Origin of the sequence: Allobranchiibius sp. GilTou73 (assembly GCF_021391335.1) — a bacterium.
Classification (GTDB): Bacteria; Actinomycetota; Actinomycetes; order Actinomycetales; family Dermatophilaceae; genus Allobranchiibius; species Allobranchiibius huperziae.
Map to the genome: position 1 here is coordinate 1 of NZ_CP090051.1, position 13,684 is coordinate 13,684.

Annotated in this window: 7 protein-coding genes, 3 rRNA genes and 2 pseudogenes; 3 read left to right on the forward strand and 9 right to left on the reverse strand. The window is 64.9% G+C overall.

All coding sequences use genetic code 11. From position 1 onward, the window contains the following. Position 1 precedes the first annotated feature (1 nt). From rrf to LVQ62_RS00020, 4 genes and pseudogenes are all read right to left on the reverse strand, one after another. Positions 2 to 119 (reverse strand): 5S ribosomal RNA (gene rrf / locus LVQ62_RS00005). A gap of 124 nt (positions 120 to 243) precedes the next feature. Further along, a 23S ribosomal RNA gene (locus tag LVQ62_RS00010) occupies positions 244 to 3,384 on the reverse strand. 328 nt (positions 3,385 to 3,712) lie between these two features. After that, a 16S ribosomal RNA gene (locus LVQ62_RS00015) occupies positions 3,713 to 5,246 on the reverse strand. The 16S, 23S and 5S rRNA genes sit together here, the layout of an rRNA operon. 384 nt (positions 5,247 to 5,630) lie before the next feature. After that, positions 5,631 to 7,006, reverse strand: a pseudogene (locus LVQ62_RS00020) (cystathionine beta-synthase). Between the two features lie 119 nt (positions 7,007 to 7,125). On the opposite strand from LVQ62_RS00020, the gene LVQ62_RS00025 reads away from it, so the two are divergent. The 3 genes from LVQ62_RS00025 to LVQ62_RS00035 all read left to right on the forward strand — a co-directional run bounded on the left by LVQ62_RS00025 (position 7,126) and on the right by LVQ62_RS00035 (position 9,919). Further along, the gene (locus LVQ62_RS00025) at positions 7,126 to 8,217 is read left to right on the forward strand and encodes an SGNH/GDSL hydrolase family protein (RefSeq protein WP_233763451.1); all 1,092 of its coding nucleotides are present in this window, start codon (positions 7,126 to 7,128) and stop codon (positions 8,215 to 8,217) included. 146 nt (positions 8,218 to 8,363) lie between these two features. Continuing rightward, entirely contained in the window at positions 8,364 to 9,587 is a 1,224-nt protein-coding gene (locus LVQ62_RS00030; RefSeq protein WP_179479123.1) for an acetyl-CoA C-acetyltransferase, read from the forward strand. Positions 9,588 to 9,619: 32 nt separating this feature from the next. Further along, the gene (locus tag LVQ62_RS00035) at positions 9,620 to 9,919 is read left to right on the forward strand and encodes a hypothetical protein (RefSeq protein ID WP_233763453.1); all 300 of its coding nucleotides are present in this window, start codon (positions 9,620 to 9,622) and stop codon (positions 9,917 to 9,919) included. Positions 9,920 to 9,931: 12 nt separating this feature from the next. On the opposite strand, the gene LVQ62_RS00040 is transcribed toward LVQ62_RS00035, so the two are convergent. The 5 genes and pseudogenes from LVQ62_RS00040 to LVQ62_RS00055 all read right to left on the reverse strand — a co-directional run bounded on the left by LVQ62_RS00040 (position 9,932) and on the right by LVQ62_RS00055 (position 13,547). Continuing rightward, a complete protein-coding gene (locus LVQ62_RS00040) occupies positions 9,932 to 10,543 on the reverse strand; it encodes a DUF1684 domain-containing protein (protein ID WP_233763460.1) in 612 nt (203 codons plus the stop codon). A gap of 98 nt (positions 10,544 to 10,641) precedes the next feature. Continuing rightward, positions 10,642 to 11,556 carry a Bax inhibitor-1/YccA family protein gene (locus tag LVQ62_RS00045; protein WP_179479117.1) on the reverse strand — a complete coding sequence of 305 codons (915 nt, stop codon included), beginning with the start codon at positions 11,554 to 11,556 and terminating at the stop codon, positions 10,642 to 10,644. A 120-nt stretch (positions 11,557 to 11,676) separates the two neighbouring features. Further along, positions 11,677 to 11,781: a LuxR C-terminal-related transcriptional regulator gene (locus LVQ62_RS17645; protein WP_370639694.1), complete on the reverse strand. Its 105-nt coding sequence runs from the start codon at positions 11,779 to 11,781 to the stop codon at positions 11,677 to 11,679. Positions 11,782 to 12,043: 262 nt separating this feature from the next. Then, positions 12,044 to 12,355 (reverse strand): annotated as a pseudogene (locus tag LVQ62_RS17650) (response regulator transcription factor); the annotation flags it as partial. Continuing rightward, complete coding sequence (locus tag LVQ62_RS00055) at positions 12,348 to 13,547, reverse strand: sensor histidine kinase (protein WP_233763462.1); 1,200 nt, start codon at positions 13,545 to 13,547, stop codon at positions 12,348 to 12,350. The gene LVQ62_RS00055 and the pseudogene LVQ62_RS17650, both read right to left, overlap by 8 nt. Positions 13,548 to 13,684: the final 137 nt, after the last annotated feature.

Consider the following 13,684-nt stretch of genomic DNA (forward strand, 5'->3'; position numbering starts at 1 on the left):
AGTTCGGCGGTGTCCTACTCTCCCACACACTCCCGTGTGCAGTACCATCGGCGCTGAAGGGCTTAGCTTCCGGGTTCGGTATGGGACCGGGCGTTTCCCGCTTCGCTATGACCGCCGTAACACTATGGAACTATGCGACCTGCCTACGACCACGCGACCCCTGTGTTCGGGGTGGTGGTGGGGTGGGTGTGTTGTTCCAGAATCACACAGTGGACGCGAGCAAGCTCTTAAAGTTTTGGTTGTGGTGTCAAGTTGTCGGCAGATTAGTACCGGTCAGCTACGCACCTTACGGTGTGTCCACATCCGGCCTATCAACCCAGTAGTCTAGCTGGGTGCCTTCACACCCCAAGGGGTGATGGAAACCTCATCTTGAAGCGTGCTTCCCGCTTAGATGCTTTCAGCGGTTATCACTTCCGAACGTAGCGAATCAGCCGTGCCACTGGCGTGACAACTGACATACCAGAGGTTCGTCCATCCCGGTCCTCTCGTACTAGGGACAGGTCTTCTCAAGTTTCCTGCGCGCGCAGCGGATAGGGACCGAACTGTCTCACGACGTTCTAAACCCAGCTCGCGTACCGCTTTAATGGGCGAACAGCCCAACCCTTGGGACCTACTCCAGCCCCAGGATGCGACGAGCCGACATCGAGGTGCCAAACCATGCCGTCGATATGAGCTCTTGGGCAAGATCAGCCTGTTATCCCCGGGGTACCTTTTATCCGTTGAGCGACGGCGCTTCCACAAGCCACCGTCGGGTCACTAGTCCCGACTTTCGTCTCTGCTCGACGTGTCTGTCTCACAGTCAAGCTCCCTTGTGCACTTACACTCGAAACCTGATTGCCAACCAGGCTGAGGGAACCTTTGGGCGCCTCCGTTACTCTTTAGGAGGCAACCGCCCCAGTTAAACTACCCACCAGGCACTGTCCCTGATCCGGATCACGGACCGAAGTTAGGTGCTCAGAACGACCAGAGTGGTATTTCAACGATGACTCCACGAACACTGGCGTGCCCGCTTCATAGTCTCCCACCTATCCTGCACAAACCGTACCAAACACCAATACCAAGCTATAGTAAAGGTCCCGGGGTCTTTCCGTCCTGCTGCGCGTAACGAGCATCTTTACTCGTACTGCAATTTCGCCGAGTTCGTGGTTGAGACAGTGGAGAAGTCGTTACGCCATTCGTGCAGGTCGGAACTTACCCGACAAGGAATTTCGCTACCTTAGGATGGTTATAGTTACCACCGCCGTTTACTGGCGCTTAAGTTCTCAGCTTCGCCACCGAAAGTGACTGACCGGTCCCCTTAACGTTCCAGCACCGGGCAGGCGTCAGTCCGTATACATCGAATTACTTCTTCGCACGGACCTGTGTTTTTAGTAAACAGTCGCTTCTCCCTGGTCTCTGCGACCCTCACCCCTAACCCGCATAGGGTTTCAAGGATTGGGCCCCCTTCTCCCGAAGTTACGGGGGTATTTTGCCGAATTCCTTAACCACGATTCACTCGATCGCCTTGGTATTCTCTACCTAACCACCTGAGTCGGTTTAGGGTACGGGCGGCTCGAACCTCGCTAGAAGTTTTTCTTGGCAGCATAGGATCACCCTACTTCCCACATTCGTGGTCACTATCAACTCTCAGGATATGTGTGGTGCGGATTTGCCTACACCACTCCCTACAGTTTTAGACGTGGACAACCATCGCCACGCGGAGGCTACCTTCCTGCGTCACTCCATCGCTTACCTACTACAAGATCGGGTCCCACGCTCCCCCACACAACACGTCCACCACCCCGAAAGGTGACGCACGCGAAACGGTGGGTTCGGATGGTTAGCATCCCCTGATTCGATATGGGCGGTTCTTCGCCGGTTCCGGAATATCAACCGGATGTCCATCGACTACGCCTGTCGGCCTCGCCTTAGGTCCCGACTTACCCAGGGCAGATTAGCTTGACCCTGGAACCCTTGGTTATTCGGCGGACGGGTTTCTCACCCGTCATGCGCTACTCATGCCTGCATTCTCACTCGTGTGGCCTCCACGCCTGGGTCACCCCGGCGCTTCACTGCCCACACGACGCTCCCCTACCCATCCACACCCCTGAACCACCAGGACAAGCCTGGTACCTAGGGGACTGTGTGAATGCCACAGCTTCGGTGGTGTGCTTGAGCCCCGCTACATTGTCGGCGCGGAATCACTTGACCAGTGAGCTATTACGCACTCTTTAAAGGGTGGCTGCTTCTAAGCCAACCTCCTGGTTGTCACAGCAACTCCACATCCTTTTCCACTTAGCACACGCTTAGGGACCTTAGCTGGTGATCTGGGCTGTTTCCCTCTCGACGACGAAGCTTATCCCCCGCCGTCTCACTGCCACGCTCTGACTTACCGGCATTCGGAGTTTGGTTGACGCCAGTAACCTGGTGAGGCCCATCAGCCATCCAGTAGCTCTACCTCCGGTAAGAAACACGTGACGCTGCACCTAAATGCATTTCGGGGAGAACCAGCTATCACGGAGTTTGATTGGCCTTTCACCCCTACCCACAGCTCATCCCCTCAGTTTTCAACCTAAGTGGGTTCGGTCCTCCACGCCGTCTTACCGGCGCTTCAACCTGGCCATGGGTAGATCACTCCGCTTCGGGTCTAGACCCAGCGACTCAAACGCCCTCTTCGGACTCGCTTTCGCTACGGCTACCCCACACGGGTTAACCTCGCCACTGAGCACTAACTCGCAGGCTCATTCTTCAAAAGGCACGCCATCACCGCACATGTCGGCTTTGACGGATTGTAAGCACACGGTTTCAGGTACTATTTCACTCCCTCCCGGGGTACTTTTCACCTTTCCCTCACGGTACTTGTCCGCTATCGGTCACCAGGGAATATTTAGGCTTAGCAGGTGGTCCTGCCAGATTCACACGAGATTTCACGGGCCCCGTGCTACTCGGGTACCAGTCCAGACAGTCACACATGTTTCGGTTACGGGAGTCACACCCTCTACGCCGCACCATTCAAGATGCTTCACCTACACGCGCGATTTTTTACTGTCCTCCATCCTGTCAGAGATGAAAAAGACCGGCCCCACAACACCGCAGCTGCAACCCCTGACAGGTATCACACAACTACGGTTTAGCCTCTTCCGCTTTCGCTCGCCACTACTCACGGAATCACATGTTGTTTTCTCTTCCTGTGGGTACTGAGATGTTTCACTTCCCCACGTTCCCTCCACACACCCTATGAGTTCAGATGCGGGTACCACGACATATCTCGTGGTGGGTTCCCCCATTCGGAAACCCTCGGATCACAGCCTGGTTATCGGCTCCCCGAGGCTTATCGCAGATTCCTACGTCCTTCATCGGTTCCTGGTGCCAAGGCATCCACCGTGCGCCCTTAAAAACTTGAGCCACAAAAACAAAGATGCTCGCGTCCACTGTGTAATTCTCAAACAACACACACCCAACCGATCACCAACCCCACACACGCGGGACCAGGACCTGAAGGTGCCACCAAACAAGAGAAAACAACGATCGTTTCCTCATAACCCCAACAGCGTGTCGACACTCCCGCCTGCCACCACCCGCACGCCTCCACACCACGGCCAGCCCCGCAAAGGAACCAACCCGGTAGTACTACGACACGAACAGCACCAGAACAACAGCACCATGATTGATGATTCCACCCATGAGCACACCCGGCCACACACTCGGCGACCGCAGGTGTATCGCTCCTTAGAAAGGAGGTGATCCAGCCGCACCTTCCGGTACGGCTACCTTGTTACGACTTAGTCCCAATCGCCAATCCCACCTTCGACCACTCCCTCCACACAAGGTGGTTAGGCCGTGGGCTTCGGGTGTTACCAACTTTCGTGACTTGACGGGCGGTGTGTACAAGGCCCGGGAACGTATTCACCGCAGCGTTGCTGATCTGCGATTACTAGCGACTCCGACTTCATGGGGTCGAGTTGCAGACCCCAATCCGAACTGAGACCAGCTTTAAGGGATTCGCTCCGCCTCGCGGCATCGCAACCCTCTGTACTAGCCATTGTAGCATGCGTGAAGCCCAAGACATAAGGGGCATGATGATTTGACCTCATCCCCACCTTCCTCCGAGTTGACCCCGGCAGTCTCCCATGAGTCCCCACCATTACGTGCTGGCAACATGGAACGAGGGTTGCGCTCGTTGCGGGACTTAACCCAACATCTCACGACACGAGCTGACGACAACCATGCACCACCTGTACACCAACCAAAAGGAAACAACATCTCTGCTGCGATCTGGTGTATGTCAAGCCTTGGTAAGGTTCTTCGCGTTGCATCGAATTAATCCGCATGCTCCGCCGCTTGTGCGGGCCCCCGTCAATTCCTTTGAGTTTTAGCCTTGCGGCCGTACTCCCCAGGCGGGGCGCTTAATGCGTTAGCTACGGCACAGACCTCGTGGAATGAGGCCCACACCTAGCGCCCAACGTTTACGGCATGGACTACCAGGGTATCTAATCCTGTTTGCTCCCCATGCTTTCGCTTCTCAGCGTCAGTAATGGCCCAGAGACCTGCCTTCGCCATCGGTGTTCCTCCTGATATCTGCGCATTTCACCGCTACACCAGGAATTCCAGTCTCCCCTACCACACTCTAGCCTGCCCGTACCCACTGCAGACCCGGAGTTAAGCCCCGGGCTTTCACAGCAGACGCGACAAACCGCCTACAAGCTCTTTACGCCCAATAATTCCGGACAACGCTCGCACCCTACGTATTACCGCGGCTGCTGGCACGTAGTTAGCCGGTGCTTCTTCTCCCGCTACCGTCACCCCGAAAGGCTTCGTCACGAGCGAAAGGAGTTTACAACCCGAAGGCCGTCATCCCCCACGCGGCGTCGCTGCATCAGGCTTTCGCCCATTGTGCAATATTCCCCACTGCTGCCTCCCGTAGGAGTCTGGGCCGTGTCTCAGTCCCAATGTGGCCGGTCACCCTCTCAGGCCGGCTAACCGTCATCGCCTTGGTAGGCCACAACCCCACCAACAAGCTGATAGTCCGCGAGTCCATCATCCACCACCATAAGGCTTTCCACCCACCACCATGCGACGGTGAGTCATATCCAGTATTAGACCTCGTTTCCAAGGCTTATCCCAGAGTGAAAGGCAGGTTACTCACGTGTTACTCACCCGTTCGCCACTAATCCACCCACAGCAAGCTGCGGGCATCATCGTTCGACTTGCATGTGTTAAGCACGCCGCCAGCGTTCGTCCTGAGCCAGGATCAAACTCTCCAAAAAACCTATTCTGCAAAATCCAATCCCGGCTGAAATCAACAGAAGATAAAACTTCGTCAACATCAACCAAACAAAAAATCTGGCATCAATCACTCGACACGCTGTTGAGTTATCAAGAAACGATCAGGCATCCGGTCAAGCGCCACAATGCGACGATCACCCGGAACTGTCTTCCTCAGGTTCTGCTCGGCTCTTGGGCGTCAGACCTAGGTCCTCGCGCACTTGGCTCCGAACAGGATCCAGGCTAGCAGGGGCCGCGTGGCCCCGTCCAGCCGGATCCGCCAGCCCGTTTCGCGCTGACCTGAGGAACAGTACGGCACGTTCCGCGCGGTGTGCAAATCGAGCCCCGGGCCGACCCAAATTCCCTGCGAGCACAGGGAATTGGGCTCATTCAGCGAACTCGCCGAGCAGGTCCGCCCGCGTCAGGACGCCGGTCGGTTTGCCGTTCCGCACGATCATCACCGCGTCGGTGCCGCTGAGGGCCGCACGCACCTCCGAAACCGGCTCCCCGGCGCCGATCAGCGGCAGCGGCTCGTCCATGTGGCTGCCCACGGAATCGGTCAGGCTCGCCTTCCCCGCGTAGAGGGCGTCGAGCAGGGAGCGCTCGCTCACCGAGCCCGCCACCTCGCCGGCCATCACCGGCGGCTCCGCGTTCACCACGGGCATCTGGGAGACGCCGAACTCCTGCAGGATCGAGATCGCGTCGCGGACCGTCTCGCTGGGGTGGGTGTGCACCAGCGCCGGCATGTCCCCCGCCTTGCGCTTCAGCAGCTCCCCGGCCGTGCGCTCGGTGTGCTCGCGCAGGAAGCCGTACGACGCCATCCATTCGTCGTCGAAGATCTTGCCCATGTAGCCGCGTCCGGAGTCCGGCAGGAGCACCACGACGGTCGCCTCCGCCGGCAGCGTCGCCGCGTGCCGCAGCGCGGCGACCACGGCCATGCCGCACGAGCCACCCACGAGCAGCCCCTCCTCGCGGGCCAGCCGACGGGTCATCGCGAACGACTCCGCGTCGGAGACCGGGATGACCTCGTCGACCACGCTCGGGTCGTACGCCGCGGGCCACATGTCCTCGCCCACCCCCTCCACCAGGTAGGGACGGCCGGTGCCTCCGGAGTAGACCGAGCCCTCGGGGTCCGCGCCGATGATCCGCACCCGTCCGCCGTCCCTGTCCGCGGAGACCTCCCGCAGGTAGCGACCGGTGCCGGTGATCGTCCCGCCGGTGCCGATGCCGGTGACGAACGACGTCAACGCACCGTCGGTGTCCCTCCAGATCTCCGGGCCCGTGGACCTGTAGTGCGAGTTGGGTCCCTCGGGGTTGGAGTACTGGTCCGGTTTCCAGCCGCCCGGGGTCTCTGCCGCGATCCGGTCCGAGACCGAGTAGTAGCTGTCCGCGTGGTCCGGCGGGACCGAGGTGGGCGTCACGACGACCTTCGCGCCGTACGCGCGCAGCACCGCACGCTTGTCCTCACCGACCTTGTCCGGGCACACGAAGATGCACTGGTACCCCTTGCGCTGTGCCACCAGCGCCAGGCCGACCCCGGTGTTGCCGGACGTCGGCTCCACGATCGTCCCGCCGGGGAGCAGTGCGCCCGACGCCTCCGCCGCCTCGACCATCCGCAAGGCGATCCGGTCCTTCACCGATCCCCCCGGGTTCAGGTACTCCACCTTGGCGAGCACCGTGGCGGCGATGCCCTCGGTGACACGGTTCAACTTGACCAGGGGGTCTCCCCTACGAGGTCGGCGATGTGCTCGGCGTATTTCATGCCTCCATGGTCGCAGGCGTATTCAGCCCACGACGTCCCAGTCCCCGCCCCGGATGAGACGATCAGGTCAGGGCAGGGGCACCTGTCCGCGGTTCGCGCGAGAGGAGGTCAGCACCGACATGGGTAGAGCACGACGGGCACGCAAGATCGCGGCGCGCGCGGCGTACGGCGGCGGCATCGGAGCCGTCGGCGCGGGACTCGTCGGAGTCACGGGGTGGGCCGTGCTGAAGGGCGAGGCGGCGATGGCCCGCCGGATCGTCGGGCATCCGTTCGACGGCGCACCCGATGATCAGGGCACCTACGGCTCCGCGCCCGGTGTGCCGCTGGACCTGCTGGTGCTCGGCGACTCCACGGCGAAGGGCCTCGGCGCGGACCTGCCGCACCAGACCGTCGGCGCGATCAACGCCACCGCGCTGGCCGCTATCGCCGGTCGCCCCGTCCGACTGACCAACTTCGCCGTCGTAGGCGCCGTGTCCACCGACCTGGATCGCCAGGTCGAGCAGGCGCTGGCCCTGCTGCCGCACCCCGACGTCTGCATCATCATGGTCGGCGCCAACGACGTCACCCAGCGGATGGCGCGCTCCACCTCGGTCCGTTACCTGTCCTCGACCGTCGTCGCGCTTCGCGAGGCGGGATGCCAGGTGGTGGTGGGCACCTGCCCGGACCTCGGCGTCATCGAGCCGGTGCCCCAGCCGCTACGACTGCTGGCGCAGCGGTGGTCCCGCGATCTCGCCGCGGCCCAGACCGTGGGGGTCGTGGAGCACGGCGGCCGCACGGTCTCCCTCGGCGACCTGCTCGGGCACGAGTTCCGCAGCACCCCGCAGGTCATGTTCAGCAAGGACCGCTTCCACCCGTCGGCCGCCGGCTACGCCCGGGCCGCTTCCGCACTGCTGCCCAGCGTCCTGGACTCCCTCGGCTTCGCGTCGGCGGACACCGATCGCACCCCCGACGTACGCCGTGGAGAGGGCATCAGCCCGGTCTCCGTCGCCGCCACGTACGCCGTGCGCGACCCCGGCACCGAGGTCGCCGGCACCGAGGTCAGCGGCGACACGCGCAGTCGGCAGGGCCGCTGGGCGGTCCTGTTGCGGCGGCACCGGACCCCGCTGCCCGACACGCAGGACGAGCCGCGAGCGCCCGCCGACGGTCCCGACGCGGGATCCGCGGACGGTGACCTGCGGGACGAGTCCAGCGTCGACACCGCAGACGTCTGAGCGGTCCTGGGCCCGTGGCGAGCACGCCACCGGGGCCATTCGTCGACCGTCACCGCTCGCATAGGATCGCCCTCAGTCCGAGCGATGTCATGCCGGGCAGATGAGAGCAATCCCCAGCTATCCCCCAGTGATCCAGGAGTGCCGCAATGCCCGAGGCCGTCATCGTCTCCACCGCCCGCACGCCGATCGGTCGTGCGTTCAAGGGATCGCTGAAGGACATCCGCCCGGACGACCTGGCGACCCAGGCCGTGCTGGCCGCGCTCGACAAGGTGCCCGGCCTGGACCGCGCGCTGGTGGAGGACTTCTACCTCGGCTGCGCCGAGCCCTGGGGCGAGCACGGTGCCAACATGGCCCGCGTCGTCGCCGTCCTCGCCGGCCTGGACCACGTCCCCGCCTCCACGGTGAACCGCTTCTGCGCCTCCTCCGTGCAGACCACCCGGATGGCAGCGCACGCCATCCGCGCCGGTGAGGGCGACGTCTTCATCTCCGGCGGCGTGGAGTGCGTGTCGCGCTACGCGTCGTTCTCCGGCGCCGGCGGCACCTCCGCCGACTGGCAGAACCCGAAGTTCGCCGACGCGATCGCCCGCACCGAGCAGACCGCCAAGACCGGCGCGTCCTGGCACGACCCGCGCGAGGACGGCCAGCTGCCCGACATCTACATCGCGATGGGCCAGACGGCCGAGAACGTCGCCAGCTCCCGGGGCATCAGCCGTCGCCGTCAGGACGAGTGGGGCGTCAGCAGCCAGAACCGTGCCGAGGCCGCGATCGCCTCCGGCTTCTTCGAGCGCGAGATCACCCCCGTCACGCTTCCCGACGGCACCGTCGTCTCCCGTGACGACGGCCCCCGCGCCGGCGTCACCCTGGAGAAGGTGGAGGCACTGCAGCCGGTCTTCCGCGAGAACGGCACCGTCACCGCCGGCAACTGCTGCCCGCTGAACGACGGCGCCGCGGCGGTCGTCGTCATGAGCGACGTCAAGGCCAAGGAGCTCGGCCTGACCCCGCTGGCCCGCGTCGTGTCCACCGGCGTCTCGGCGCTGTCGCCCGAGATCATGGGTCTCGGACCGGTCGAGGCGTCACGGCAGGCGCTGGACCGCGCCGGCCTGACCATCGCCGATATGGACCTCTACGAGATCAACGAGGCCTTCGCCGCTCAGGTGCTGCCGTCCGCGGACGACCTGAAGATGGACTTCGACAAGCTCAACGTGCACGGCGGGGCGATCGCGCTCGGCCACCCGTTCGGGTCGACCGGCGCTCGGATCACCACCACCCTGCTCAACGGGCTGCGCGAGGTCGACGGCACGTTCGGCCTGGAGACCATGTGCGTCGGCGGCGGCCAGGGCATGGCCGTCATCTACGAGCGACTGTCCTGACCTCGGACATCTCGGTCAGCTCGATCGTCGCGATGGCCGGCACCGGCGGTGTCGCCCTGCTGCAGGATCCGCGTCCGGACGACGTCCGGCGCGCCCTGCAGCGGGTGACCCTCCGGTGGCGTCAGCTGCCGGTCGACCGGGCGGACGCACTGTCCGCCACGGTGCGTGCTTTCGCCGCCCTGTCCGCGGAACTGGACCCGGCGGACATCCCGGATCTCGGTCCGGCGACCGCGGTCGACCAGCTGTCGGTCGCGGTCTTCGACGCGTGCGCGAGCGGCCGCTCCGCCCACCTCGGCGAACGGCTCGGCGAGTTGCTCGCGCAGTTGGCCTGAGGACGCGCGTCCTCACGGCATCCGCTCGCCGGCCTCGACGGACTGCTCGATGATGTTCTGGGCCGGCGCCAGCGGACACACCCAGCGGTCGTCGTAGCGACAGGACGGGTGGTAGAGGAAGTTCAGGTCCACGACCATCTCCTGCCCGGCGCCTCCCAGGTCCGCGCCCTTGGCCGTGTCGAGCAGATAGCGTCCGCCGCCGTACGACGTGCTGCCCGCGGTGCCGTCGCGTAGCGGCAGGAAGAGGCCGCCGGCGTACTGGTCCAGCCACCAGACGGCGACGCGCGCATCGAACGGGTCCGGAAGGGTGATCCACCCGGCCAGGCTCAGGCTGGTCGATCCGTCGGCGCCCGAGTCGATGGCGAGCTGCTGCGGCGCGCCCGCGGGCTCCAGCGGGAGCGTCCACCGCAGAGCCGGGTCGTAGGGCCACACCGGGATCCCGTGGCGGCGCAGAGGGTCTCCGGCGGCCAACGGGCTCTGCGAGTGGTGCAGGAACAACGACTCCCTTCCCGCGCGCCAACGTGCGTGACCCTCGGCCGCGTCGGCGCTCACGCGCACCTGCGCGTAGAGCTGGGCCACCTCGCGACGCCAGGCCGACAGTTGCAGTGCGGTGCGCGAGTCCATGCCCGCGAGACTACGGACGGGTCACCGACCGACGTACGACGCAGGGCCGCCGCCCGGGATATCCCCGGGCGGCGGCCCTGTGCGTGGTGCGGGTGGCGTCAGTTGCGCATCCGCGCGAGCAGCCGCAGCAGCTCCAGGTAGAGCCAGACGATCGTGACGATCAGACCGTGCGCCATCAGCCAGGAGTACTTCTCGGGGAGCCCGGCCTGCACGGCGCGGGTGATGGAGTCGAAGTCGATGGCGAGGGAGTACGCCGCGAGCGCGATGCCGATCAGGCACAGCGCGATGCCGATGCCGCCCATCCCGAAGAAGCCGAAGCCGCCGAGCACACCGGTGAACTGCAGCACCAGGTTGATCAACCCGAAGAGCATGTAGCCCACGAGCGCCATGAAGAAGATCTTCCGGCTGCGCTCGGTCACCTTGATGAGGCCGAACTTCCAGCCGGCGAACATCGCCACGAAGACGCAGGCCGTGCCGAGCACGGCCTGGGCGACCACACCGGGCCAGATCGTGTTGAAGTACTGGCTGCACGCTCCGACGAAGAGCCCCTCCACCACGGCGTAGGTGAGGATCAGCGGCACCGAGACCTTCTTCATGAAGGCGATGGCCAGCCCGATTCCGAGCCCGACGAACATGCCACCGATCCAGATGGCGAGCCCCACGGACTGGTCGCCCCGTGAGATGAACCAGGAGACCGCGGCCGAGACGACCAGGAGACCGAAGAGTGTCAGCGTGCGCACGAAGACGTCGTCGAGAGTCATCGCACGACCCTGGCCGGTGGTCACCGGCGGGAAGCCGTACCCCTGCTCCGGCTTGTCGAAGGTCGGCTGCGGGGCGTATCCCTGCGGCGCCTGCTGGCCGTAGCCGCCCGGAGGCGGGCCGTACGGGTCGCGGGGCGGCGGGTTGTAAGGAGTCGCCTGGCCGCGCTGACCGAACTGCGGCTGGCCGATCCCGGCGTACTTCCCCTGCGACAGCTCGCGGTTGAAACGCGAGAAGACGGGGTTCGTGGGCATTGCTTCCTCCGAAGCCGAGACGGTGCGCCCCATCGGCGCACACCTGCGTCACATCCTATGACGATCGAGGGGGCCCGCCGGTTCCCCGCGAACCCCGGCGAGCACCGGAACCGCGCGGTTTCAGCGGCTCTGTCGCGCGTCGTGGACGGTGATCGCGACCTGGACGCGGTTGGCCGCCTCCAACTTGGTGAGCACCCGCGAGACGTGCGCCTTGATGGTCGGCACGCTCAGATAGAGCTGCCGGCCGATCTGGGCGTTGGACAGAACCCTCCCCCACCCCGATCGCCACCTCCCGTTCGCGGTCGGTGAGCCGATCGAGCCGGTGGCGTGCCGCGGCCCCGCGGTCGTCGTCGCCGCTGGAGGCGACTCTGCTCATCAGGCTCGCCGTGATGGTCGGCGACAGCATCGGCTCGCCGTCCGCGACGGCCCGCACGGCCTGCACCAGGCGGTCCGGTGGCGTGTCCTTCAACAGGAACCCGCTGGCTCCCACCCGCAGCGCACGCAGGATCAGGTCGTCGGTGTCGAACGTGGTGAGGACGATCACCCGGACGTCGTCGGCGTAGCGCCGCACCATCTGATCGCACGCGCTGATCCCGTCCAGCCGCGGCATCCGGATGTCCATGAGGACGACGTCCGGTCGATGCCGGGCGACCACGTCGAGTGCCTCGAGGCCGTCGCCGGCCTCGGCCAGGACGGTGATGTCCGGCGCACCGCCCAGGATCATCCGCAATCCGGCGCGTACCAGCGCCTCGTCGTCGACCAGGACCACCTCGACGCCGCCCACATCCTGCTCAACCATGGCCGGCACGCTCCCACGGCAGCGACGCGCGGACCAGGAAACGGTGCGCCCGGTCGACCTCGTAGGTGAGCTCGCCGCCGGCCAGCACCGCGCGCTCGGTGAGACCGATGAGGCCGAGGCCCGAACGCGTCGGCGCATCCGCGCCGCGGCCCGACGACGGCGTCGCCATCGCGTTGCTGACCTCGATCTGCACGCCGGCGCCGTTGGCCACCTCGATCCGGACGGCGACCTGCGAGGTCGGGGAGTGTTTGCGAGCGTTCGTCAGACACTCCTGGACGATACGAAAAGCGTTGCGGGACACCGGCTCCGGCACCGACCTCAGATCGCCCTCGGTGTCGGCCTCGATGGACGCTCCGGCCTCCCGTTCGTGGTCGATGAGCGCGGGCAACTGCGCCAGGGTGGGCAGTGGAGCCGCCACCTGACTCTGGTCCAGATCCGGATCGCGCAGCACCCCCAGCACCTCCCTCAACTCGGTCAGTGCCAGGTGGGAGTTCTCCTGGATGAGGGTCGCGGTCTCGCGGACCTGGTCGGGGGGCAGGTCCGCGCGGTAGGCCAGGGCGCCGGAGTGCATCGCGACCAGCGAGATCCGGTGCGCGAGGACGTCGTGCATCTCGCGGGCGATCCGGGCCCGCTCTCCGGCCCGCGCCTGCGCGACGCGCAGGTCCCGTTCCCGCTCGGCGGTCTCGGCGCGTTCGTGCAGTTGTGCCACGAGCTCCCGCCGGGCCCCGATGAACAGTCCGACCGCCACGGCGAACGCGAGCGACAGCACGCTGGTCGTCAGATTCGTGACCCGCTCGCCCAGATCCGTGTCCGCGGGGTGCACCGCGCTGAACACCACTCCGGTGACGATCCAGGCGGTCCCGGCGAGGACGACGTCTCGTCGCACGCGATGCGTACAGAGGGAGATGAGCGCGATCCCGGCCGCGGCGACCGTGCTGGCCACCACCGCCGTGGACGCGATGAGGACGAGCGTGACAGCAAGCGGCCGGCGGCGGCGCAGCAACAACAACGGCAGGAGCAGCGCTCCCGCGAGGAGATCGACGTAGGGCCACCAGTCGTGGAAGTGGTAATGAGCCGTCGTGCCGTCGGCCACCGTCGCCAGCCAGAGCAACGCGCCGACCACGGCGGACGCGAGCAGACGCCACGTCTCGCTCCACCACCGGGGCATCCGGATCCGGACATCGCTCGTCACCCTGCCGACCCTAGGGCGGATCACGGGCCCGGGCCCTCCGTGGCGCAGCATCCCATCCCGACGGACCGCCGACCCCCTACCGAAGTCGCACACGCCGTATGCGCACGGCCGATGTGCGACCCCTGCGGCTTTCGGCA

What these genes read in the sequence shown, in the direction of transcription:
- LVQ62_RS00045 (WP_179479117.1), bottom strand. Translation starts at nt 11,556, where the DNA reads ATGCCCACGAACCCCGTCTTCTCGCGTTTCAACCGCGAGCTGTCGCAG.
- LVQ62_RS00030 (WP_179479123.1), top strand. Translation starts at nt 8,364, where the DNA reads ATGCCCGAGGCCGTCATCGTCTCCACCGCCCGCACGCCGATCGGTCGT.
- LVQ62_RS00025 (WP_233763451.1), top strand. Translation starts at nt 7,126, where the DNA reads ATGGGTAGAGCACGACGGGCACGCAAGATCGCGGCGCGCGCGGCGTAC.
- LVQ62_RS00040 (WP_233763460.1), bottom strand. Translation starts at nt 10,543, where the DNA reads ATGGACTCGCGCACCGCACTGCAACTGTCGGCCTGGCGTCGCGAGGTG.
- LVQ62_RS00035 (WP_233763453.1), top strand. Translation starts at nt 9,620, where the DNA reads ATGGCCGGCACCGGCGGTGTCGCCCTGCTGCAGGATCCGCGTCCGGAC.